Origin of the sequence: Porphyromonas uenonis DSM 23387 = JCM 13868 (assembly GCF_000482365.1) — a bacterium.
In the GTDB taxonomy this organism is placed as follows: Bacteria; Bacteroidota; Bacteroidia; order Bacteroidales; family Porphyromonadaceae; genus Porphyromonas; species Porphyromonas uenonis.
The window spans coordinates 22,918-46,692 of the sequence record NZ_KI535310.1 but is presented as its reverse complement, the minus strand read 5'-3'; the positions used below and the strand labels follow the sequence as shown (position 1 = coordinate 46,692).

Annotated in this window: 20 protein-coding genes; 2 read left to right on the top strand and 18 right to left on the bottom strand. The window is 53.5% G+C overall.

Going from position 1 to position 23,775, the window contains the following annotated elements:
* Positions 1 to 331: 331 nt before the first annotated feature.
* Together L215_RS0108715 and L215_RS0108710 are read right to left on the bottom strand one after the other, a co-directional pair.
* Positions 332 to 955, bottom strand: coding sequence for a hypothetical protein (locus L215_RS0108715; RefSeq protein ID WP_238296414.1), 624 nt, complete (start codon positions 953 to 955; stop codon positions 332 to 334).
* Between the two features lie 95 nt (positions 956 to 1,050).
* The gene (locus tag L215_RS0108710) at positions 1,051 to 1,905 is read right to left on the bottom strand and encodes a tetratricopeptide repeat protein (RefSeq protein ID WP_154657872.1); all 855 of its coding nucleotides are present in this window, start codon (positions 1,903 to 1,905) and stop codon (positions 1,051 to 1,053) included.
* 497 nt (positions 1,906 to 2,402) lie between these two features.
* On the opposite strand from L215_RS0108710, the gene L215_RS0108705 reads away from it, so the two are divergent.
* A complete protein-coding gene (locus L215_RS0108705) occupies positions 2,403 to 3,026 on the top strand; it encodes a hypothetical protein (RefSeq protein WP_044111971.1) in 624 nt (207 codons plus the stop codon).
* On the opposite strand, the gene L215_RS0108700 is transcribed toward L215_RS0108705, so the two are convergent.
* Positions 3,023 to 3,670, bottom strand: a complete 648-nt coding sequence (locus L215_RS0108700) for an O-methyltransferase (RefSeq protein ID WP_025883301.1) — start codon at positions 3,668 to 3,670, stop codon at positions 3,023 to 3,025. The genes L215_RS0108705 and L215_RS0108700 overlap by 4 nt on opposite strands.
* A gap of 20 nt (positions 3,671 to 3,690) precedes the next feature.
* A complete protein-coding gene (locus tag L215_RS0108695) occupies positions 3,691 to 4,170 on the bottom strand; it encodes a type II 3-dehydroquinate dehydratase (RefSeq protein ID WP_025883302.1) in 480 nt (159 codons plus the stop codon).
* 69 nt (positions 4,171 to 4,239) lie between these two features.
* Between L215_RS0108695 and L215_RS0108690 the strand changes: the two genes are divergently transcribed.
* The gene (locus L215_RS0108690; protein WP_025883303.1) at positions 4,240 to 5,166 is read left to right on the top strand and encodes a tyrosine recombinase; all 927 of its coding nucleotides are present in this window, start codon (positions 4,240 to 4,242) and stop codon (positions 5,164 to 5,166) included.
* An 84-nt stretch (positions 5,167 to 5,250) separates the two neighbouring features.
* Here L215_RS0108690 and L215_RS0108685 read toward each other — a convergent pair whose 3' ends face one another.
* The 14 genes from L215_RS0108685 to L215_RS0108620 form a co-directional block, all read right to left on the bottom strand.
* Positions 5,251 to 5,805: an outer membrane beta-barrel protein gene (locus tag L215_RS0108685; protein WP_025883304.1), complete on the bottom strand. Its 555-nt coding sequence runs from the start codon at positions 5,803 to 5,805 to the stop codon at positions 5,251 to 5,253.
* Between the two features lie 32 nt (positions 5,806 to 5,837).
* Positions 5,838 to 7,640, bottom strand: coding sequence for a translational GTPase TypA (gene typA / locus L215_RS0108680; protein ID WP_025883305.1), 1,803 nt, complete (start codon positions 7,638 to 7,640; stop codon positions 5,838 to 5,840).
* 731 nt (positions 7,641 to 8,371) lie between these two features.
* Positions 8,372 to 8,878: a 6,7-dimethyl-8-ribityllumazine synthase gene (gene ribH, locus L215_RS0108675; protein ID WP_027451655.1), complete on the bottom strand. Its 507-nt coding sequence runs from the start codon at positions 8,876 to 8,878 to the stop codon at positions 8,372 to 8,374.
* A gap of 177 nt (positions 8,879 to 9,055) precedes the next feature.
* The gene (locus tag L215_RS0108670) at positions 9,056 to 9,745 is read right to left on the bottom strand and encodes a tetratricopeptide repeat protein (RefSeq protein WP_025883371.1); all 690 of its coding nucleotides are present in this window, start codon (positions 9,743 to 9,745) and stop codon (positions 9,056 to 9,058) included.
* A 111-nt stretch (positions 9,746 to 9,856) separates the two neighbouring features.
* Entirely contained in the window at positions 9,857 to 10,732 is an 876-nt protein-coding gene (locus tag L215_RS0108665) for a carbon-nitrogen hydrolase (RefSeq protein ID WP_025883373.1), read from the bottom strand.
* A complete protein-coding gene (locus tag L215_RS0108660) occupies positions 10,729 to 11,799 on the bottom strand; it encodes an agmatine deiminase family protein (protein ID WP_027451654.1) in 1,071 nt (356 codons plus the stop codon). The genes L215_RS0108665 and L215_RS0108660 overlap by 4 nt, the downstream gene beginning before the upstream one ends.
* 15 nt (positions 11,800 to 11,814) lie before the next feature.
* Entirely contained in the window at positions 11,815 to 12,843 is a 1,029-nt protein-coding gene (locus L215_RS0108655; protein ID WP_025883375.1) for a DUF4249 domain-containing protein, read from the bottom strand.
* A 12-nt stretch (positions 12,844 to 12,855) separates the two neighbouring features.
* On the bottom strand, positions 12,856 to 15,282 hold the full coding sequence (locus tag L215_RS0108650; protein ID WP_025883377.1) for a TonB-dependent receptor: 2,427 nt from the start codon (positions 15,280 to 15,282) through the stop codon (positions 12,856 to 12,858).
* Positions 15,283 to 15,520: 238 nt separating this feature from the next.
* Positions 15,521 to 16,186 carry a YggS family pyridoxal phosphate-dependent enzyme gene (locus L215_RS0108645; protein ID WP_036871863.1) on the bottom strand — a complete coding sequence of 222 codons (666 nt, stop codon included), beginning with the start codon at positions 16,184 to 16,186 and terminating at the stop codon, positions 15,521 to 15,523.
* 88 nt (positions 16,187 to 16,274) lie between these two features.
* Complete coding sequence (locus L215_RS0108640; RefSeq protein WP_025883381.1) at positions 16,275 to 16,727, bottom strand: DUF4494 domain-containing protein; 453 nt, start codon at positions 16,725 to 16,727, stop codon at positions 16,275 to 16,277.
* Positions 16,728 to 16,815: 88 nt separating this feature from the next.
* The gene (locus L215_RS0108635) at positions 16,816 to 17,529 is read right to left on the bottom strand and encodes a hypothetical protein (protein ID WP_025883383.1); all 714 of its coding nucleotides are present in this window, start codon (positions 17,527 to 17,529) and stop codon (positions 16,816 to 16,818) included.
* A gap of 22 nt (positions 17,530 to 17,551) precedes the next feature.
* The gene (locus L215_RS0108630) at positions 17,552 to 19,165 is read right to left on the bottom strand and encodes a hydrocarbon degradation protein (protein WP_025883384.1); all 1,614 of its coding nucleotides are present in this window, start codon (positions 19,163 to 19,165) and stop codon (positions 17,552 to 17,554) included.
* A 99-nt stretch (positions 19,166 to 19,264) separates the two neighbouring features.
* Entirely contained in the window at positions 19,265 to 20,704 is a 1,440-nt protein-coding gene (locus L215_RS0108625) for a hypothetical protein (protein ID WP_025883385.1), read from the bottom strand.
* Between the two features lie 110 nt (positions 20,705 to 20,814).
* Positions 20,815 to 23,694, bottom strand: coding sequence for a T9SS type A sorting domain-containing protein (locus L215_RS0108620; RefSeq protein WP_027451653.1), 2,880 nt, complete (start codon positions 23,692 to 23,694; stop codon positions 20,815 to 20,817).
* Between the last annotated feature and the right edge of the window lie 81 nt (positions 23,695 to 23,775).

Sequence of the window (23,775 nt, the reverse complement as noted above, 5' to 3'; positions counted from 1 at the left end):
ATACACTATTATGTAGACGAGTGGAGCCCAGTATATGTTGCAAGAGGTCTTCACTTAAATCTAGTACATGCACCCAGATGCAAAGATACTCACTTTTCACAAACCATCGATTGTCCTAGATTTGCAGAGCGGAGCTGACACATGATAAAAAATGAATTTGTCTCAGTTTCTTCCGAGGAAATCCAAATAGCTCGGGAGCTGTTTTTGATTTTCCCTCCATAGAAAACTTCGATTTCTCAAGGATGAACTCAGCAGAAGCGCTTTCAAAGAAAAAGGGGAGGACACCGTCGCTTGGTATCCTCCCCATAAAAATAGGATGATGTATGTGCGCTTAGAAGCGGTAGCCCACGGAGATAGCGGGGTAGACGTAGAAGTCGTCAGCGCCTTCGCCCTTTACAAGATTGCGTCCCGCACGTAGACTGATCTCGCCACTCCAGTTGCTCCGAGAGACGAACTTCCAGCCGCCACCGAGACCGATACCCCAAGAGGCGCCTTGCTTGGTCTCGCTTGTCGTTTGGTTATTCATCCCGTCGTAGTTCTTTCTGGTAAAGCGATGGTAGTTGATAGCCGTGTTTGCCTCAATAAAGAAGCCTGAGTTAGGTCTTGTCATTGAGAGCTTCTTGCCACCGAAGTACCAGCGAGCATAGGGCATCACGCCAAAGGTGGGGAAGAGTGTGGTCTCATAGTCTCCCGTCTTGGCAAAGCTGGCGCTGATGGTAGCTCCGAAGCCTAGGTCTTTTACCTTGGTTGTGGAGCGCTCGTACTCGAGTGAGACAGCCTTGAAGGCTACGGGTGCTAGGAGGTTGAGGCGCACCTCGTTGAGCGTCTGTGGTAGTGGAGCCTCTGGCTCGCTCTGCACGACGACTACTTGTGCTGAGAGAGAGTATCCCATGGCGAGGACGAGAGCGCAGAGTGCGAAGACTTTTCTGAGTAAGCTGTTCATAAGGGTATTCATATTTGATTGGTTATACTTGCTTGTGAAACCAAAGGTAGCAAATAATTTTCAAATCGTTGTAGATTCGTCTGGCGCGTTCATAAACAGCCGGAGGATTACAGGATGTTGACCCCCCTCTTTTGTAGTTCCTTATACTTTGGATTGTTTCGCACGACCCGTGTGTTTTTACCGATGCAAGGATAGGGATAACCCCACTCCGCAGAGATCTCCCAGAAGTAGCGAGCCAGCTCTACATACCTATGCTCTATGAGCGTACGAAGCAGGAGATAGAAGTTGCTATCGTCTAAGATACCTAGCTCTTTACACTTCTTGATGTTATCGGTTAGGATTTGCATTGCTTGCTTCTTATGCCCCCAACCAACGAGGGCAAAGACGCGTGTGAGAGATTTATCGCCAAAGGTTTCTTCTAGTACGGTCTTGTAGTCGGCTTTGGCCTGCTTGCCCTTCCCTTGAGCAGCATAGATGTCTCCACGGATTAGGTATGCTGAGGCGGTGGGGGCGGTGTCTTTTGCCATTGCTTGCTCTACATCAGCGAGTGCGCCAGAGAGGTCTTTGATCTCAGTCTTGTAGTAAGCTCGCTTGTAGTAAGCCTGAGCGTCGTCTTTGTCGCTATTGGGATGTGCGAAGTAGTTATCGAGCTCTGTGATGGCAGCTTTTGTATCTCCAAAAGCGTGGAGTATCATCGCCTTGTTGTAGTGATAGCCTGCGAAGGAAGGGTCTGTCTCGATCGCCATGTCTGTGTACATTAGAGCGGAGTCTAGACTTCCCAACTCTACATAGCATCTTGCCATCTGCTCAATAGTTGATAAGTAAAAGTAACCACTTCGAGGTACCACTTTTAGAGCTTTCTGGAAGTAGTAGAGAGCTTGCTCACAATCTGCATGACACGAGCTATCGTATAGGGTCGCGAGCAGGAGTGTCCACTCGGGGCGATTGGGTTGCTTGCGCATCTCCTCTTGGAGCTTAGATATCCATCTTGCGTCATCGTCAGAACGAGTCAACAAAAAACATAGATGCTTATAGAGCGTATGATCCTTGTCGTCACCATGTCGGCTTAACTTCTCTATAGCAAGATTTGTCTCCTCAGCCCGGGACTCATTCACGCCAAGATCCTTCGAGTCTTGCTGATATGCTTCAGCAGGAGTGGATGCAAGGGTTAAGAGGCTATCTTGGGATGTGGGGAGTTCTTTGTCCTGGTTTCGCGTGCTGATCTTCACTAGGTATAGAGTGATCAATACTAGACCTAGTAAGATCACTAGACCGATTCCTAATCGCTTCATAGATTTGCTCGATTGTTGTGTGCTACAAATATACCTTATTTTATGGACTACACACACTGTGTCAAGAGCAACACCACTTCAAATGCGCAATTTCAGGTGGCATGATAGGCTTCTTTCGTTATCCTGTTGTATCTTTGTGGTGTAATAACTATAAGTCTACCTGTACTATGAAACAAGACGCTACTGTTACAAAGCAAAGCTCGACGAAGAGCTACTCTTGGCTAATCTATCTAGTCGCATGGCTTGTCATCGTGCTGATCCAGTCCATCCTGATCGGACAGAGCAGTACAATGGCTAAGTCCTTCTGGCAAGAGCCATCACACTATCTCTCTACATGGCTGCTGGATATCTTTCTGGTCGCAATCTTCTACCTCAACTACTACTATGTCGCTGGGCACATGATGCGTCGTCGTCACTTCGGTGGCTATATCGCTTTTGTGGTGATCGTGGCGGTGGTTGCGCTCTTTATGCCGATCCTCTGCAAGGCGCTCTTCGGGTGGCGTACGCCTACGCAGGATCTGCCCTTCGTCACGGTCTCTTGGTCGGGCGCTATCGGTGCGGTCACGGTCATCACGATCGGACTGGCTGTGCGTGCTCTCCTAGAGTGGCTCAAGCTCAACAAGCTCACGGCTGAGCAACGTGAGGAGTTGATCAAGCTGCGCAACGAGGTGACCTCGTATAAGATGCAGGCGAAGAGTGACACAACCAAGCCCACCACGGTGGCAACACCTACACCGGCTGAACTGCCCTCCCAAGAGCCAAAGCCTATTGCTCCCGCTCAGCCTGACTAAGCGGACAAGATGCGAATGATCGTGAGCCCATCACGGAGCGGTAGGAGGAGCTGCTCCACACCGCTGTCCTGAGCTACCAGTTCGTTGAAATGCTGGATCCCTTCCAGCTGTAGGTCGTGATGGGTCGTTGGGACGGTTACCTTACCGTCCCAAAGGGTATTGTCCGCTAGGATGATCGCCCCAGGGCGTAGGTGTTTGCGCAGTAGCTGGTAGTAGTCAGGGTACTGACGCTTGTTGGCATCAATGTAGACGAGATCGTAGTCTTGCTGCGCTAGTAGTGCGGGCATCAGCTCTAGAGCCTGACCGTGGTGTATGTGAATGCGCTCGGCACACCCGCTGCGTGCTACAAAAGGGGAGAGGAAGTGGATCATCTCGGCATCACACTCGATGGAGTCGATCTCTCCACTCACAGGTTTGAGCGCCATCGCCATGGCTATCGTTGAGTAACCACTATAAGCACCCAGCTCCAGGACACGCTTGGTACCACTGAGCTTGATGAGCATCGAGAGTAGTCCCGCCTGCGTAGCTCCACACACCATCCTCGGCTGTAGGAGGCGCACATAGGCGGTGCGGAGTAACTCGTCTAGTAGGGGATCCCCGAAGGAGCTGTGTTGCTGGGCATAAAGCTCTAGCTCTGCGTCCATAGTCTATGTAATATAAGGTGTCAACGGCTCAGCTGAAGAGCTGCTCGTACGGCTAAGTCGTAGCTGGCCACGCCAAAGCCAGCGATACTCCCACGGCAATAGGGTGCTATGAGCGAGGTGTGGCGGTAAGACTCACGGGCTAGTGGCTGGGAGATGTGCACCTCGATGACTGGTAGAGAGATAGCGCGTATCGTGTCTGCGATAGCTACGGAGGTGTGCGTATAGCCCCCCGCATTGAGTATGACCGCTTGGTAGCCTAGCTCCTGGGCCATGTAGAGGTACTCGATGAGTGCGCCCTCGTAGTGCGAGTAGCGGATGGCAATGGTCGCCTCCGTGGTGGCACTTGCTAGTTGTTCCAAGTAGGGGACTAGAGGGGTCGAGCCGTAGATCTCGGCTTCGCGCTGACCCACCTGGATCAGGTTAGGACCATTGAGGATGAGTATGGCTGGCTTGTCCGTGGTCGGTGTAGCAAGGGGTTCGGTCAAACTATTTATAGACATAGTAAACTTGTCGGTTTAGATGCAAATGGCTAACTTCGTACGGCAAAGATAGTAAGAAACTCCCTTGCAATGAGTCTAGAACCAAGACAGCAACTAATACAGCGCTACAAAACTTATCTGAGGCTGGAGCAACACCTCTCGGACAATAGTATCGACTCCTACCTCTACGACGTGGACAAGCTCTACACCTACATAGACGATATGGGGCTGAGTCTGCGGGAGGTAACGCTGCTGCATCTCAATAACTTTGCGGCGCATCTGCTGGACTTAGGCATCTCGATGCGTTCGCTGGCTCGTGTGCTGAGCGGGGTCAAGAGTTTCTTTCGCTTCCTATCGCTAGAAGAGGAGATAGAGCGTGACCCGACAGATATGCTGCAGACGCCACCGATACATAAGAAGCTCCCGGAGGTGCTCACGCTGGCAGAGATAGACAGCCTACTCGGAGCTATCGACGAGGATCGTATCGAGGCCTCACGAGACACGGCGATCATAGAGGTGCTCTACAGTTGCGGGCTACGTGTGTCGGAGCTTTGCGGGCTGACCTATTCCGATGTCTTCCTCGACGAAGGCTATCTGCACGTCTGGGGCAAGGGTCGCAAAGAGCGTCTGGTGCCGATGAGTCCCAAGGCGGTCTCTGATGTGCAGCGCTATCTCAATGATCCCTATCGCTATAATGCGAAGCCTGAATATGATCAGTATATCTTCATCTCACGTCGTGGTCAACCGATCTCTCGCATCACGGTCTTCTGCCTGATCCGCACGCTTGCTGAGCTGGCGGGCATACATAAGGAGATCAGTCCGCACACGTTGCGCCATAGCTTTGCTACGCACCTCCTTGAGGGCGGAGCCGACCTGCACGCTATCCAGCTGATGATGGGGCACGAAAGCATAGCGACGACAGAGGTCTACACCCACGTGGACCGCACTGCACTCCGTGCCGACATCTTGCGCTACCACCCTCGCAATCAGCAGCACCCTGCGTCGCATGACGAGTGACCCTACACAGTTTTAAATGCAAAAGCAGGAGACAACTCGTAAGTCGTCTCCTGCTTTGATTGTGTTGTAGCGCTTCGCTAAGACTTAGAAGCGATAGGTGGCACCGAGTGAGAGATAGGTTAGTCCATAACCAAACTCACCCATGATAGCCCAGCGGTCGGAGAGATAGTAGCGAGTACCGATGTGCGCCCCCCAACCGAAATCTGTCGTGGTGTCCTTGCTCTTGACTTTGCCTCCAGGAACCGTTACTTTATAGTCCCAGCTAATGAGCTTAAGACCTAGCACGAGGCTGAAGTAGGTGTCGAGCCTATCTACAAACTGGTAGTGCAGAGATCCGCGCGGACCGATTATTGTCTGATTCCAGAGTCCCTTGTCATAACCCTTGATGTGATAGAGCTCAGTGGCAAAGTACCCACCCACACCGATAGATCCGTTGCCATCAAAGAGACCACTGACTACGCTGTGGTCGATACCTAGAGATAGCGGAGGTAGGATGACATTGTAGTCATCACTGAAGAGGGTACCACCGATACCGAGTCCGAGGTTGGCAGTCGTCGTCCCCTTGCTAAAGGTGGACTGAGCCTGCGCTGCAAAGCCAAGCGTGAGCATGGCGATGATGAGTAGTGCGATTCTTTTCATAGTTTGTTGTGTTTATGAAGTGATTGGATTGTTTATGCTTTGTTGGCGCGCTTGCGGTCTAGCTCGTTGAGGAGTATCTTGCGCAGACGCATAGACTTAGGCGTGACCTCCACATACTCGTCTGCCTTGATATACTCCAGCGCATCCTCTAGGCTGAAGACGACGGGAGGCGCGAGAGCTACCTTGTCATCACTACCGGCGGCACGCATGTTGGTGAGCTTCTTGCTCTTGCAGACGTTGACCGTCAGGTCGTTGTCCTTCGTATGCTCGCCGATCACCTGACCAGCGTAAACCTCCTCTTGAGGAGCGATGAAGAAGCGTCCGCGGCTCTGGAGGTTATTCAGCGCATAGGCAAAAGCGGTACCGCTCTCACCCGCTATGATGCTACCATTGTTGCGACGCTCGATATCTCCGCGCCAAGGTCCAAACTCCAGGAAGCGGTGTGCTATGACAGCTTCACCAGCCGAAGCGGTCAAGACGCTGTTGTTGAGTCCGATGATGCCACGCGAAGGTATTGTGAAGACGAGGTGCGTACGACCGTTCTTGCTCTCCATGGCGGTCATCTCGCCCTTGCGCTGTATGACCATATCAATGATACGGCTACTGGTCTCGTCGGGGAGATTGATCGTCAGTTCTTCGATAGGCTCGCACCGTACGCCATCGATCTCCTTGATAATGACCTGAGGCTGACCCACCTGTAGCTCGTAACCCTCACGGCGCATCGTCTCGATCAGCACGGAGAGGTGCAGGACGCCACGGCCGAAGACGTTCCACGAGTCCGCCTGGTCAGTCGTCTCGACACGCAGAGCGAGGTTCTTATCCAGCTCACGCATCAGACGCTCATGGATATGGCGAGAGGTGACAAACTTACCTTCTCGTCCGTAGAAGGGAGAGTTATTGATCGTAAAGAGCATCGACATCGTCGGCTCATCGACCGAGATCGTGTCTAGCGCCTCGGCATGCTCAGGGTCAGCGATCGTGTCGCCAATCTCAAAGTGGTCAAAGCCCACGATGGCGCAGATGTCGCCACTGGAGACAGAGTCCGCTTTTGCCTTGCCAATACCCTCAAAAGTGTAGAGCTCCTTGACCTTCTCACGATGTGGCTCACGCTCTTTGTGGCAGAGGAGCACGGTGTCGCCGTTGTGTATGGTGCCACGATGCACGCGCCCCACGGCGATACGTCCCACGTAGGAGCTGTAGTCCAGCGAGGTGATGAGCATCTGCAGAGGTCCGTCCAGCTGTTGTGGTGCGGGGATCTCAGAGATGATCGCATCAAGTAGGGGCGTGATGTCTTCCGTAGGCTTCTCCACGTCACGGCTCATCCAGCCCTGCTTGGCACTACCGAAGAGAGTGACGAAGTCAAGCTGATCATCGGTCGCCTCTAGCGAAGCCATCAGGTCGAAGACCATATCCTGCACCTCCATGGGGCGGCAGTTGGGCTTATCCACCTTGTTGATGACGACGATCGGCTTAAGTCCTATGGCGAGGGCTTTCTGCAGTACGAAGCGGGTCTGAGGCATCGGTCCCTCGAAGGCGTCTACGAGTAGCAGGCACCCGTCGGCCATGTTGAGCACGCGCTCCACCTCACCGCCGAAGTCGGCGTGTCCTGGGGTGTCTATGACGTTGATCTTGACCCCCTTGTAGGTGATGCTGACATTCTTAGAAACGATCGTGATACCTCGCTCTCGCTCTAGGTCGTTATTGTCTAGAAAGGTGTCGACCTCGGCAGCTTTGTCCTCTCTAAAGAGCTTGGCTGCGAGGAGCATTTTGTCGACAAGGGTCGTCTTACCGTGGTCGACGTGAGCGATGATGGCGATATTTCGTATTTCTTGCATGTGTGTGGAGCTTCTGTCCTATAGTTATACGGGTACAAAGGTACGAAAAACGGCATTAGCGTAGTGCAGAGCAGACCGAAAGCTTAGGGCTGACGTATTATAACCAGCCGTCTAGAAGCTGCACGTGACGATAACTAGGAAACAGGCTTTTCGATTATCGCTACAGAGTGTGGCTACGGAACCTCTCTGATTACGCACTCCTTCCGAAGAATGGAATTCCTACCTAGGAATTTGCCAAATAGGTACCTAGGAATTTGCCAAATAGGTACCTAGGAATTTGCCCAATTCCTACCTAGGAAATCAAAAATACTTCGGAGGAATCAAATGAAACTTCGGAGGAATCAAATGAAACTTCGGAGGAATCAAAAAATAAGTCCGAAGAATTTGGCCATTTCCTAGGTAGGAATTTTGGCAATTCCTAGGTAGGAAATGAAACGAGCTCATTTTCATCATGCGTCAACCCTGACCGAAAGCTTTGCCCCCTACGTTGGAACCGAAAAGTTCCTCCGTTGGAACTGAAAAGTTCCTCCGCTGGAACTAAAAAGTTCCTGCCTTGGAACTAAAAAGTTCCTGCCTTGGAACTAAAAAGTTCCAAGAGGGGAACTGCTTTTGGAACTCGTATGTGCTACGGATACAGTACGATACGAGCGAAGCACCCTATGCCCTAAAATGATAAAAGTCCCTAGCGCTACAGATAGCACTAGGGACTTGTCGTAATATAGGTCAGGGTATTACCCTTGTATCTCAGCTCTGATGTCGATCATCTGGAGCGCAGCGATGGCACACTCGGAGCCTTTGTTGCCTACGGCACCGCCAGAGCGGGCACGAGCCTGTTCGATGTTCTCGACAGTGACGAGCCCGAAGATGACAGGCGCCTTGCCACGTAGGTTGAGCTCGGTAGCTCCCTCGGTGACGCTGTTGCAGATGAGGTCGTAGTGCGAGGTCTCGCCACGTATGACGCATCCGATGATGATGATAGCGTCGTAGGGTTGGGGCGCCTCACTGAGTAGGGTAGCCGTATAGGTTAGCTCGAAGGCACCTGGCACGGAGAAGGTCTCGATCTGCTGGCGCTCTAGTCCGCACTCTAGGAGTGTCGTGACAGCTCCGTCGCGGAGGGCGTGAGTGATCTCAGCATTCCACTCCGAGTAGACGACAGCGATGCGACGTACGTCCGCCGTGCGCCTGTGCTGGAGCGTGTAGTGAGCCGGTGTCTGCTGGCTGTGGAGTTGTGAAGACATGGATTTTAGAGGTTAGAGGTTAGAGATTAGACTTTAGAGGTTAGAGGTTAGAGGTTAGACTTTAGAGATCGGAGGGATCAGAGCTATCGGAGTGGATCGGAGTGATCGGAAGTCTAATCTCTTGCTTCTAATCTCTAACTTCTAAAGTCTAATCTCTAAAGTCTAACCTCTAAAAATCTATTTCTTAAGCTTAGCCTCTACGCGTATGATCGAAGCCTCGATGCTCTCAGACTCAGGCGCTGTGTAGTACTTGTCCTGGATCTCTTTGTAAGCCTTGAGTGCCTTGTCATACTGACCTAGCTCCTCGTAGACATGGCCTGCCTTGATAAGACAGCTCGGAGAGACAACGGGGTTGTCGGCAGCCTTGGCTGCGTCCATAAAGTACTTAGCAGCTTCGTCGTACTTGCCTAGCTCTACGTAGCAGTCGCCGATGAGACGGGTGATAGAGGGAGCGACCATCTTCTCCTTAGCTTTGAACTCTTTGAGCTCACGGATAGCCTCCTCGTACTTGCCCTCGTCGTAGTAGATGATACCAGCGTAGGCGTGAGCCAGCTTGCCAGCGTCGGTGCTGCTATACTTGTCAGCAATCTCTAGGAGTCCCATGGCTCCAGCTGCAGGAGCGTTGAGTGCAGCGCTGTCAGCACCTGCCATAAACTGCTCCTCAGCAAGGTATAGCTGTGCAGCTGCTTTGTCGGCACGAGGCTTGACCACCTTGCTGATGTAGAGCCAGATGCCTACACCTAGCACGATGACGCCCAGCACACACCAAATGATGACCTTGCTGTACTTCTCAATGAATTGCTCGCTACGAGACACAATCTCCTCAGAGTGGTGAGAGCCTTGTGACCCAGATTCTTTTAATGCCATACTATATCAATTCGTTTTATGTTATTCTATGTGGAATGAGCTATTGCCTGCAAAGTTAGCAGTTTCGGAGGAATAAATCACTCTTTTGCCTATTTGACCTTCACAAATGGCTCAATCAATGTAGCGACGGGTGATCTCTCCGTAGCTCTCTATGCGCCGATCGCGCAGGTAAGGCCACCAGCGTCGGACGAGCTCGGTACGCTCTAGGTCGAGCTCCACGACGGCGCCCGCCTCCTCGGTCTGGCTCAGATCACAGAGCATCTCGCCCTGCTGACCTGTGACGAAGCTGTGACCCCAAAACTGTATCCCCTCGGTGACGCCTGAGGGGTCGGGTTCGTAGCCGACACGATTCACCGCAATGACGGGGAGGTTGTTGGCGACGGCATGACCACGCTGCACCAGTTGCCACGCATCGATCTGGCGCTGCTGCTCTTCGGGCGTGTCGTAAGCTGCGGTGCCGATGGCGGTCGGGTAGATGAGTAGTTCGGCGCCCTTGAGCGCCATAAGCCGTGCAGCCTCGGGGTACCACTGATCCCAGCAGATGAGGATGCCGAGGCGACCTACGGAAGTGTCGATCGGCTCGAAGCCTAGGTCGCCTGGAGTGAAGTAAAACTTCTCGTAGTAGGCGGGGTCGTCCGGTATGTGCATCTTGCGATAGCGACCCGCTATGGAGCCGTCTCGCTCTAGTACTACGGCGGTGTTGTGATAAAGGCCTGTGGCGCGCTTCTCAAAGAGTGAGAGGACGATCACGACGCCCAGTTCACGCGCTAAGGCGCCGAAGCTTTCGGTGGATGGCCCCGGTATCGTCTCCGCTTGGTCAAAGAGTGCGACATCTTCGGTCTGGCAGAAGTACAGTCCGTTGTGCAACTCTTGTAGGACGATTAGCTCGGCACCTTCGTGGGCTAGCTGGCGGATGCGCTCCTGGAGGCGGTGGATATTGTTCGTATGGTCAGCACCGTTGTGCTGCTGTATGATACCTACTTTCATCTTGTTATGGTGTCTAGAAGTGAGGGGTTGAGGAAGCCTTGCGGTATCTGCATGGAGATGCAGTGCAGACTGCCGTGCTGCTCGAGCAGTATGGAGCAGTCGATCGGCACGACCTCAAGGTGAGGCAGTGCTTGCTGGAGGATGCGCTGCGCCTCGCTGTCGGTGCTGCGACCGTAGATGGGGAGCAGGAGCGCACCGTCAACGAGGAGAAAGTTCGCATAGGTAGCTGGTATGAGGCAGTCCGCCTCATAGTGTGAGGGGAAGTCGCCCACATCGGGGAGAGCGATCAGTCGCAAGGCGGGACGCTGACGAGCTAGCTCTTGTAGCTGACGCTCTAGCTGTGTCAAGGCGGCGAAGCTCTGCGCCGTAGGGTCGCTCGGGGAGACATATATAATAGTGTCGGGGTCCACAAAGCGGGCAATCGTGTCTATATGTCCATCGGTATCGTCGCCCGGTAGGGGAGCCACTTCGAGCGAGCAGTAGTCGGTCAGTCCGAGACGAGCTAGCAACTCCTCATATATGTGAGGTGTCTCGCAGAGATGCGGATTGCGGTGCGAATCCTCTACGCAGGACTTGGTGGTCAAGAGGAAGCCCTCGCCATTACACTCCAAGGCTCCCCCCTCGAAGGTTAAGTCCAAGGCGTCTATGTAAGCGACCTCTGGGGCAAAGAGCTTGTCAGCGACGAGGTTACGTACCACTTGATTGTCTAGTGTAGCGCCAAACTTACCACCCCAAGCGTTGAAGGTGAAGTCTACCAAGCCTCGTGCGCCACTGGGACTCTGGAGAGCCAGCGGACCGTAGTCACGGCACCACGTATCGTTGGTCGGGCAGGGGACGAGTAGGCAACGCGAGCGTAGCTCCGACGGCAGAGTGGTGTACTCGTCTGGATCTTCAGGCACGAGTAGCACGACGGGCTCGAAGCGTGTCACCTGCTCGATGATGTCGCAGTAGGTGCGCTGTACCTCGTGTAGGATCGGAGCCCAGTCGCTCTGGCTGTGTGGCCAGGCGAGGAGGATCGCATCTTGTGGAGCCCATTCGGGAAGCATCTGTAGAGTCTTTTGTGTCATAAGTCTTTCACCGCATTAGCGTGTTACGACCTTAAGATCCTGACGCTGGCTCGCAGCCATACTGCCGAGTATGCCGAGACCGTCGTGGATGTTGTTGTAGATGAGGATAGGCTCCGAGAGCCCCGTCTCACTCATGCCATTATAGCGGTCTGAGGTAACCGTCTGCCAGTAGTGATAGAGGTCGCCCGTGATCGCATAGACTGTGACACGCAAGGCGACATAGTCCGAGACCTCGCTCGTAGTCTGCGCCTCATCTGTAGAGCCATCGGCATTGCAGACCTTCGTGGCAAAGGAGAGCGTCGTCCTGAGCGTGTAGTCGCTTGTGGAGACGTTAGAGCCAGCGAGTAGATTCATCGGGTAGGCTTTGGCCGACTCGAAGATCAGATCGCCGCTGCTAAACTTTGCTAAGCTTGGGTCCTGCAGCTGCTCCTGAAACCATCGGTATTCCTCTGGTTGGATGCCCTCTCCTCGCATCACTGCTTGCCGCTCTACGATGATACGGTAGAAGCCATCCTTCGTGATGCCTTGGAGCGGGACGGATAGTTCGTAGTTTTGTACTTCTAGGTACTGACCTTTCTGTAGCTTTACGTTTGAAGCATTGCTCACCCACGAGGTACGACGACTTTTGTCTAGCGTCTTGACCTCTACGGTGCCCACGGTAGGCTGTGTAGGTACGGTGGTAGTGGCAGAAGCAGTCTTGAGCCCAGGCTTCTCTACCGAGATCGCTATGCGGTCGCCAGTCTGGGGCTTGTATTGCGCCACTTCGTTGATCGGTATGAGCTGGTCGTTGACCCTGAACGTCATACGATAGGGACAGTCGGGGTGGTAGTAGGGATAGTAGACATTCGTAGTGGAAGAAGAGACACCCGTCGGCTTGCTCTCGGAGAGCGATATGTCGATGCCCTGCTGCTCTGTGGCGACCGCATTGATGACGATGCGTGGCGTGTTGTCGCCTAGGTCGAGGGGAATAGTCGTCCGACAGCTCGCGAGGAGTGTGATGAGTAGTGCGCTGCTGGCTAACTGAATATATTGTATAGGTCTCATAGTGGTCTCAAGCTAAAAGGAGTAGGTGTAGCTGATGTTGGGCAGGATCGGGAAGATCGTCACCTGCTGCAGCACGGTGCGGTAAGAGTGGTCGCCCGTCTTCTCGCTCACAGGCGTGACCAGGAAGGGGTTCATATTATTGTAGACATTGTAGACGCTTAGGTTCCACAAGCTCTTGCCCCGCTTGTGATGCTTCGTGTAGGTGACGCTTAGATCCAGTCGGTGGTAAGGTTTGAAGCGGTAGTTATTGCGCTCAGACACATAGTTTAGCGACCCCGCTGCGCCATACATTGATGGAGCTAGTGGATCTTTCATACCACCGTACTCGTGCGTTGCGATGGTTCCCGTCTGGCCCGAGGCAAAGACCCAAGTGGCGGCAAAGTCCCAGCTCTTGCTCAGCTGATACATCGCAGTGATCTTAAAGTCGTGGATGCGGTCATACTTAGCGGGGAAGGTGCGCCCGAAGTTGAGCTCCTCGCCCGGCTGGTCGAAGGTGCGCCACGTACGAGCCCAGGCGTAGCTCACCCAGCCCGTCAGCTTACCCACCTTACGCTGCCAGAGCAGCTCCAGACCGTAAGCCGTGCCACGTCCCATGGCAACCATCTGCTCCCAGTTTGTCGAGACACCATAAAAGAAAGAGCCCTCCTTGTACTCCAGTACATTGCTCAGAGGCTTGTAGTAGCCCTCTACCGAGAAGTCGCCCCACTGAGGCACATGGAGGAATAGCCCCGCCGTAAAGTGGTGTACGTGCATCGGCTTGATGCGGTCCGTCGAGGGCACCCACAGATCCGTAGGCAGGCTCAGGCTATTGTTCGTCAAGAGGTGCACATGCTGTGTCATCAGAGCGTAGCCCACCTTAGCCGTTAGGGCAGGCGTGATGCGCCAAGCAGCACTCACACGAGGCTCTATATTATGGTAGCCCTTGCCACGCACATAATAGAAGCTGTAGCGCAGCCCCGCATTAAAGGTCCACTTGTCCCCCAGCTTCATCTCATCCTCAGCGTAGAGTGAAGCTTCGTGGGCATAAATCTGAGGATTGCTCCCGAAAACGTCAAAATCCGTCCCAGTGAAGTCGTTGAAGTCCTTGCCGTTCACCCGCACCGAAGTCATCTCAGGGCGAAAGGTGTGGAAGGTGTAGTTGGCTCCGAAGAGCAACTGATGCTGCTCGACAGGCGAGTAGTGTAGCTCGCTCGTTAGGAGCCAATCACGGATGCCCGAGTCGTAGCTCATCGCTACGGGTGGCTGATCCTTGGTCTCCTGCATCTTCATGCGTAGCCTAGAGCGGTACTGCGTGTAGGAGGCGGTGGTATTGAGAAAGAGCTGTCCGTTGATGACATGGTTCCACCGCAGCGAACCCATCGCATTGCCCCACAGCCAAGACATCTGCTGCTTGTCATCTCCACTAGTATAGCGTGTCCAGAGACGGTCGTTGCCATAGTAGCCGAAGAGGTACAACTGATCTCTATCTGAGAAGCGGTGCGTCACCTTCAGATTCAGGTCGTGAAAGTCATATCCGCCCTTCATCTTCTCGCCATCCTCGCCCTCCTGGCGATTACGTATCGCAAAAGCCATCGCAGCCAGCAGGTCTAGGTAGGTGCGCCGTGCTGAGAAGTTGAAGGTGGTGCGATCCTTGACGATAGGTCCCTCGACATTTATCTTTGAGGAGATGAGTCCCACACTCACATTGCCGTGGTACTCCTGCAGGTCGCCATCTTTGAGACGTACATCCACGACCGAAGAGAGACGCCCCCCGTAACGAGAGGGGAAGGTGCCCTTGTACAGCGTCACCGACTTCACCGCATCGGGGTTGAAGGTCGAGAATGCTCCCAGCATGTGATTCGGATTGTAGAGCGAGATACCGTCCATGAGGATCAAGTTTTGGTCTGGATCGCCACCTCGCACGAAGAGTCCCGACGAACCCTCCGAACCGCTCTGTACGCCGGGTAGCAGTTGTAGCGCCTTGATCACATCTTGCTCGCCAAAGAAAGCGGGCAGTCGCTTGATCTCGCTCGCCGATATATGTTGTGCGCCAATCGTGGCTGTCTCAACGCCCGAGGGATTCGGACTACCCACCACGACCACCTCGCCGAGGAGCTGACCCTCAATGAGCGAAGCCGAGAGCGTCGTATCGGATGATAGCTGCAGACGTATCGTGTCGCTCTGGTAGCCGACGTAGGAAAACTGCAGGCGCACCTCTCCCGCTGGGAGCGTCAGCGAGTAGTGGCCGAACTCATTCGTAACGGCACCTGTGCGGCTGTTGAGCTCCATCACATTGGCGGCGATCAGCGTCTCGCCACTCTGTACGTCATGCACGAAGCCATTGATCGTGAACTTGCGCTGCGCTTGCTTTTGTGCTTGCCCGCTAAGTGGCGTGGCGAGCATCATCAGTAGGAGAGCCAGTAGCCCCACGGCAAAGTCATATCGACGTAAATAGATCATAAGTAGGTCGCTATACGTTGCTAAATGAGAGTTTAAAGCGTGATCGCCGACTGTCAGTTCACGCTCCACCCTTGCAGTTAACTGGTACAAAGGTACACTTTTGACCGAACTAACTAGGGTTGCTGAACGGATTAGACAAAAAAGAGGAGACTTAACCGCATCTAATCTGCGATTAAGTCTCCTCTACGTGAGAGGGCGTCTGACTTCCGTCAGAGGGCGATGGGGGAGCGGCTCGCTGCTAGTATTGTCGCTCGCCAAAGATGGCGGTGCCGATGCGTACGATGGTGGAGCCCGCCTCTACGGCTAGGGGCCAGTCACTGCTCATGCCCATGGAGAGCTCGTCCCACGAGATGTCGGGGTAGCGCTCTCGTAGCTCCGCCTGTAGGGCCCGGAGCGTGTCAAACTCGTGACGTATCTGCTCTTTGTCCGCCGTCAGTGTCGCCATACCCATCAAGCCGCAGATGGTGATGCGCTCCCGCCACTCGGGTGTCGCTAGGTAGTGATCCACGAGTGCTAGGAGCTCAGCGTGGTCTAGCCCGCTCTTGCTCTCTTCTTGAGCTATCTTGTACTGCAGGAGGATGCGTAGCTGGCGGTCGAAGCGGTTCGCCTGCTTGACGATCTCCTGGAGGAGTGACTCGGAGTCAACGCTCTCGATGAGAGATACGTAGGGGACGATATACTTGACCTTGTTACGCTGGAGGGTGCCGATGAAGTGCCACTGAATGTCTTCGGGGAGCTGGGGAGCTTTTTCGGCAAGTTCCTGAGCACGGTTTTCGCCAAAGAGTCGCTGACCAGCTTCGTAAGCCTCACGGACGGACTCTACGGGGTGAAACTTGGAGACGGCGACCAGCTGCACCTGCGCTGGTATCTGACTCCGTATCTCTGCTAGACGCTCTGCGATCATGATGTGTGGGGGAAAAGAGGGTGTATAGAATACAAAAGAGAGACTGCTACCTGTCTTGTCTGGGTAACAGTCTCTCCATGGGGATAGATTATTCGTTGGGCTTGGAGAAGTCTATCGGCCAAGCGTCCATGATGATGGTCTCGGTGATGGCGGCTATCTCGTAGGGAGAGAGAGTCGTGGACATCTCCTTCTCGAGGCGCTTGAGGGCGTTGGGCAGGCTATCGCTCTGCACGATCATAGCAGCTGCGGTGCGCTTCTCGACACCTCTCGTCTCGTCGAGCGAGATGAAGTTGACTTTGCAGCGATAGAAGCGGTCGTCCTCGGGGTGATCAGAGAGGAAGAGCTCTGCGAGCTTGATCCGCTTGATCGTATTGATGATTAGTTCGCCTAGAGAGGTAAAGGGCGTGAGCTCCTTAGTGAGTCTTTCTTCAATCTCCGTATAGGTGTCGCCCTGTACGAGGTACCCCTCGGAGGTACGCTTGGGCGTTCCGTTGTCGACCATCTTTTCGTAGGTCACCTTGCATTCAAACCAATTGGCCATATAGTTGCTATTCGTCTAAAAAGTGAATTGATGTGGGGCAAAGGTACGGATTTATTGAGATGCACGAAAGAGCCGCTCACTCGGAGACTTACGCCTGCATGAGGTCGCGTAGGAGCACCTTGAGACGTACGAGCGAAGGCTTGACGAGGAGGTATGAGGAGGTGGCTCCGAGGGTGACTCCGATGAGTGGCGCCTTGCGACCGATCCAGGCGGTGATGCCACCCTTGGCGGATAGGATGAGGAGACGCTTTGAGATCTCGGCTATGACCTTGTCGATGGGGGACTCTTTGCCTAGATAGCGCATCGGTGTGATGGAGACTTGCCCCTGGTATAGTGTGCACGCACTGCGCAGGAGCTCATCGGCCTCACGTATGCCGAGCATGCTACCCATGAGGAAGGTAAAGCGCGCTCTGGTCTCTGTCGTCACAGATCCGTAGGTGAAGAAGTCGTCCCAGCCGTAGAGGTAAGAGAGCTTTTGTATCAAGAGGAGGATGTTGACGCTGTACTGCGCTAGCTCTGTCGGTATGCCGACCCAGGTGCCTACGCAGCCGGTGAGACTGCTACCTGCCGAGCCCATAGCTAGGAGTTCGGTGTGGCGACGTATCTCTTGGTTGGCTATGTGGTTGAGGACTTTCACTGAGAGAAAGCGGTGCGGAGGCTCCGTGGCGAGTTGCTCTAGCTCCGTGATAGAGAGAAAGGGGTAGAGTACATCGGTGAGCCACTCGACGCGGTTGACGCGAGCCATGTCCGAGCGTAAGAGGATATTGAGGAAGCGATCCCAAGCTTTGGAAGATAGTGACATAAGTGTAAAGCGATGAAGTGAGTTAGAACTTAAAGCCGAAGGTGGCTACCCCGTAGATGCGCTGCTTCTGTAGCTGGATAGCCTGAGGCGTCTCAACGTGAAACTTAGTCTTCTCATCGTAACCTGTCGGGAAGGGGTACATGTGAGACTTTTGTCCCTGATAGACGACCGCTAGATCTACATAAGAGGAGGGTGAGAAGCGCCAGCCTAGTCCGCCCGTGACGCCATAGCCCATGCCGACGATCTCGTAGTGCGGCACGGTACCAGCCTCGTTGACATGGATCTTGGCACTCTGCTTAGGATCGGAGTCGAAGCTCGCCTTCATAGGAGCTTGTCTCCAGTATCCACCCGCACGAAGACTGAACTGAGGCGAGACTCTCAGCTCACCACCGACACGTAGGGTGCTCTGCATCGGGGTGAAGTACTCCTTCATCAGTTTGTTGTCATCGACAAAAGGACCATAGGTGTCTTTGAGCTGGATCCCCGAGTAGTTGGCCAGCTCATAGTCGAGGCTTAGCATGCCATGCCTCCCGACGAAGGCTCCACTGAGGACGATCTTTGTTGGGGTCTGTAGCTGGTATTGCCAAGCAGCATCGCTAGGTGTCTGATCCTTGACTGTCCAATCCTTCTCGGGTAGAGGCTTGCCCTCTTTGTCTACTCGTAGGTGTCGAGACTCGGCTCCTGCCACGTAGTTGTCTTGCAGTGTGAACCATGTGGGAGTCTGTACAGCAGCGCCTAAGCGCAGATGGTCTGAGACACGAGCGATCAAGCCGAAGCTAACTGATGCGCCAGAGCCTGAAGTGCGAAGCTCGTTGGCGAGCTCTAGGTAGTCCTTGTCTATGAAGTCCTCGCCGTAGTAGGAGTTCATCCGATAGTCTAGCGCACTGAGCTTGACGCCTAGACCGAAGTAGAGGCGGTCGTTGTAGTTAAGCCCGCAGGTGAAGTCGAAGTCCTGGATCCCTCCACGCTCGTTGACCCGTAGTTGCGAATTGCTCGGCCCTAAGATACCCCCCTTGTCGCTATATTTGAAGGCACTCTCGTAGAAGCCGTTTGGATGTGGCACTGTCCAGCCAGCTCCATGTCCTAGTATGGTGAGCCAAGGTGCGCGGACGTTGCCATAAGCATTTTTGCTGAGGAGATCCTCGGAAGAGACATTGGTCGGCGTGATAAGGGCCGTGTAGTCTGCTAGTGAGAAGTCCGTGATATGATGGTTGCTTACGTCAAAGGAGCGAGCGAAGCTTTGACGCTGGTAGAAGCCTAGGGCGAAGTTGAAGGATAGGCCCGACCCTCTGAGCGGTGTCGTTAGCACGACGGACATATTGCCCCCGAAGGCGGTGCGTCCCTTCTTGTACTGCTCATTATACCAAGTGGCTTTGTCCAGATTCTGCCCGAAGGAGATGGTTCCTTGTATCTCGTTACTGCGAAAGAGCCCTAGACCAGCGGGGTTTTGTCGCAAGCTACCGTAGTCAGCGCCTACAGCGCCGAAGGCTCCACCCATAGCCTGGTAGCGAGCCGTCCCGTCGAGGGTCTCGGTGCTAAAGCGTAGCGCATTGTCATGGGTCTGTGCGGATAGGTAGCTCCCCGTGATGAGTAGGAGGGCTGAGCTTATGAGGGGAATGAAATAGTGTCGAAGCATAGTCTATATGTGTGGGTGTATAAACGAATGAGACTTGACCATTAGTCAGATCCTGAGTGTGGTGGCTAATGATACAAGTCTCATACTTAGAAGTGTTTACTATCGGCGTCCTCTAGCACTGCGGCCAGAAGAGGAGGAGCTACTGGATGAACTACTGCTTCTTGATGAAGAAGAGGAGGACGATCCAAAGCTACTGCTAGAGGATGATCTAGAGCTGGGAGAGTCGTAACTGCGACTGCGACTGCTACGAGCGGAAGAGCTAGAAGAGCTTCCCTGCCAGCTACTGTTGCCTCGGTTAGAGCGTACGGAGGAGGAGCTGTTGTTTTCGCGATAGCTTCTACTTGGAGTATCATAGCTTCTTCTCTGGCTAGTCGTTGAGGCGTTGTAGCTACCACGACGAGAGCGTGCGGAACCCGTGTCGTAACTGCGACTAGGTGAGGAGACCTGCCTCTCCTGTCTTACCGTGCTACTACCCTCAAAGTAAGAGCCACGGCGAGAGCGTGCGGAGCCTTGCTGGTACTGCTCAGAGGAGCTACGGCGTGCACTGCTTGACTGGTCGTACGATCCACGTGCGCTGCGTCCCTGCGTATTGTCATAGACACGATTGCGGTCATCCCTCCAGAAGTTGCCCCGGTCAGCCACCTCGTTGCGACTAGAAGCTGATGTGTCTAGCGAACCTCTACGAGCATTGCCCGAGAGTGTACCTTGGTTGCCCCGAGAGGCGCGTGGGTTGCTGCTATTGTTCTTGTCATAGTAGCTGCTACCTAGGCGACCGTTGGAGTAGTAGGTCGAGGGCTTGACATAGTTACCATAGTATGGGTCGTAGATGCCGTACGAGCCAGCATAGTATCCGTCCCAGTATCCATTGTTATAGCCAGCACCGTAGCCGTAGCCTCCGTAGTGTGGGTAGTATCCGTACCAATAGCTACCGCCCCACGACCAGGGATTGGTATACCAAATGGAAGGTCCCCAGTAACCGTAGCCACCCCAGCTGTAAGGGTAGGCGTAGCGGTTCGTGTACCATGGATACCAAGAGCTGTACCACATATAGTCATAGTAGTAGTCCCAAGAGGGATACCAGCCAGGGCTCCACAGATTGATAGAGATGCCGACGGGGTTGTATCGGTCAGCTACGTAGTCGTAGCGGTCGGGGTAGGTGTAGATCCCGTAGGTGCCATCCTCGTTGTAGTATACGTCTACATTGTCCGAGTCGTATATGTATACAGTGGCCGGATTGTGAAAGCGAGAGATGCGACGGCTATACTTGCCTACACCTTTCTGTGGCTGCGAAGAGGAGTAGCTCCGTCCGCGCTCTCCCGTGTACTCTTTGCCACGATGGTTGTAGGCATCGAGCTCGTCTTGGTCATCATACTGATCCTTGTCGTCGCCCCACGGATTGCTAGAACGACTATCCTGCTGAGGCGTGCTGGAGGGAACGTAGTACGCGTCGTCATCCCAGTCCACCTGTGCCGCACTCCATATGAATGATGAGAGGGCGACGATCACGAGTAGAGATATAGATCTTGTTAGCCTCATCATAGTATTTGTTCGTTTAGGGTTTGTAATCTGTTTAAGCTGGGTGCTGAGGGGAAGCCTCTTGGCGAGCTACTTCCTCCTCAGTCACCTTTGCTTGCTTAGAGAGCTTAAAGTTAATTCCGTTTAATCACAACTCTCTGCGTGAAGGTCTCTTGTGCAGTACGTATGAGCGCAATGTATGAGCCCTCGGGTAGATCGGTCAGATCAATAGAGCTACGTAGCGCATCGCCTTGTAGCGCTAGGAGACAGCGTCCTGACAGGTCGTAGAGCTGTAGCGATAGCGCCTCGTCCGCCTCAGTGAGGGTCGCCAGATCTCGTATGATAGAAGGATAGAGATAAGGCTGCTGAGCGCCCTTTATACCCTTATCTACAGCGAGCTTCTCGGGAGCTTCGTACAGTACCTCGATACGGTAGTTGTCACCCTCCTTGCCTGCAGCGTCTTGGTAAGAGAGTTGGGTAGGCTCAATCTGGGAGATAAGCTCGTCATTGCGATAGACCGCGTAGCCTTTGACCTCGGGGAGTGGAACGGGCAGTGGGCCACGTGTGAAGGTCTCACGGATCGTATCGCCTCGGGTGAGCGTAGGATTGTCAGAGACAACCAGCTCGATAGCCATGTAGCCTTGGTCTGTAAAGTTAGTCATTGGTTCAAACTCACCTATACCACGAGAAAAGAGAGCAGCGAGACCTCCGTCCACACTAATGTATTCATCCTTAGAGTTTGTATCGATGTACACCTCGTGTGGAAGGTCTGTTGGAATTTTATATCCTACTTCAAGATTCTCCTCCATGTGTAGCTTAAATGGCTTTAGGAGAGGTACCGAGAGCCACTCAGGCGCTCCAGTTACATCCTTTTCCTTGGGACTTTTATAGAATTGAATGTATTCGGGGCTATTATTGAGTTTCTGGCGCAAATAGATATAGTGTAGTCTGCCTTTGCTACTTGGCACAGGGAGGATGTTGACTTGGAGCACATAGAGTGGCTTGTCAAAGGGTGAGAGCCCTAAGCGGAACTTGTCAAAGTAGCGTAAATCAAAACTTTTGTTAGTAGCAGATACCCCGCTGTGGGATGCTTTGACAGGATGCATCTTTGCTCTGTCCGCAATCTTAGAGACGATCTGCGCATTGAGAGGAGCTGACCAAGAGAGTGAGACTCCTCCATTTGCATCATTAGCCTTGACATTAGCCTTGACCTCTTTGACGAGTTTACCCGTATAGATGGTACGGTAAGCAGCAGGGGTAGAGGCTGGCTTGCCTTCGACATCATAGATAGCCTTGACAGCATAGCTGACAGAGCCTGGTGCTGTCAGGTCTGAGGTTAGCTGGTCTGTATACTTCGTCTCTGTCACCTCCTTGAGTAGTATGCCATTACGGTATATCTGATAGCTGATGGGGTAGCCCTGTGCATGTGCAGGAACTGCATCCCACTCGAGCTCTACCTTGGGGTGGTCCTGGAGGTCTAGCTTACCACGTAGCTCACGTATAGGGGCAAAAGGCTCGTATCCCTGGCGCCATGTGCCAGCCACCTTGAGAGCTCCCGTATTCTCTGGGTCAAGGTACATATCCATGTGGTGGAGCTTGCCCTTGTCCTTGTACTTGTTGAAGTGTGAGCTGAGACGTCCATAGAATCCGTCTTGAGCGCAGGTAGCTGTCATACCACCTGTCAGAGTGCCGATCTGCTCTTTTTGCTCATTGTATAGTGGCGAACCAGAAGAGCCACCCTCGGTATTCCCTTTGTCAAACATGAGCTTGTAGTGATCATACAGCCCCCCTAAGGTTGTAGGATTCGTTGCAAGGCCTTCCCTCCACTGACCAAGACTCATGCCTCCACTGTATAGGGCAATCTTGGTCGCATCTCCTGCAGGGTGATGGATACCCGCTCCAGTACGCCAAGTATCGCTCTCAGTAGCATTCCAACCCGAGTAGTAGACACGGTAGTCGAGAGGTATATCCTCCTTGAGCTCTAGGAGCATACCATCGGAGTAACCATAGGGAGATGTGTAGGTGCGGATCGTAGCGCCGGTGAGTGTCTTGGTCGTTTGGAAGCCGTAGTCACTATTGTTGCAGCGTGGCTTCTCATAGTGAAAGCCAAAAATCCACTGATCCATCTTCTCCTGGTCTATACCGAAGTCTCCTTTAAATGCTCCTACCGAGGGGTCTTTCGTCTCACCCTCGCCAGAGCAGTGTGCTGCTGTGAGGATATAAGGCTTGAAGTCTCCCTTGACATTGTTGATGAGGTTGCCCGAGCAGAGAGACATACTACCGTCCGCAAAGATAGGCATATAGATGACGGAGCTACTCTTCTGCTCTTGCCACTTGTCGCCTTCGGGGCAGTTAACATTGATTTGACAGTACTTGTCTCTGCCAGGATCTGAGCCGTCTTCGCGCTCTATCGTAGGCATCGCCTGCATTGTCGAGCGGTAGAGGTAGCCCACGCCACTGATCTGGATAGAGGGCCTAGCAGAGCCTCTAGGAGCCTCATAGTCTAATATGAGCTTATTACCGCTCAGAGGCTCAGAGGCAAAGGCCCCATGCCGAGGATGTGTCTCGTGTGTGTAGGCTCCGAGGAGCTGATCGCCACTAGGTGTGTAGATATAGAGTCGACCACCCTGGGGAATGAAGAAGTCGGAGTAGTACAGATTCAGACCTACAGGTGTCTGCTCCATATCTATCTCTAGTCGGTAGATGTCAGTGCCTGCTACGGAGCCGATGAGCTCAGCAGCTGTGGCGAAGTCGATGGAGCATGGGACTACCTTGCCGACGTTGTAAGGTTTGCGCTGGAGTGTCCCTTCGTGCCATGCCTCTTTGCGGAGTAAGTCTTGAGGGTTAAAGTCTGGGGCAAGCGATATACCTGCCGTTGCGGTACGTAGTGTACCCTCTCCGAGGAGCTGTGGTCTGCCCCCGAAGGATTGTTGTGCGCTACCGCTATTGGCTACAGCGAGAAGGCAGAGCGGAAAGAGAATCCGCAGGATCAGTCGATTCGTTAAGTGATGCATCAGTCTTCGTTCGTATTGTATGGTTGCTTAAGTAGTAGATAGATCTCTCTTTAGGTACAGAGCCAGTGAATCCTCGTCAGA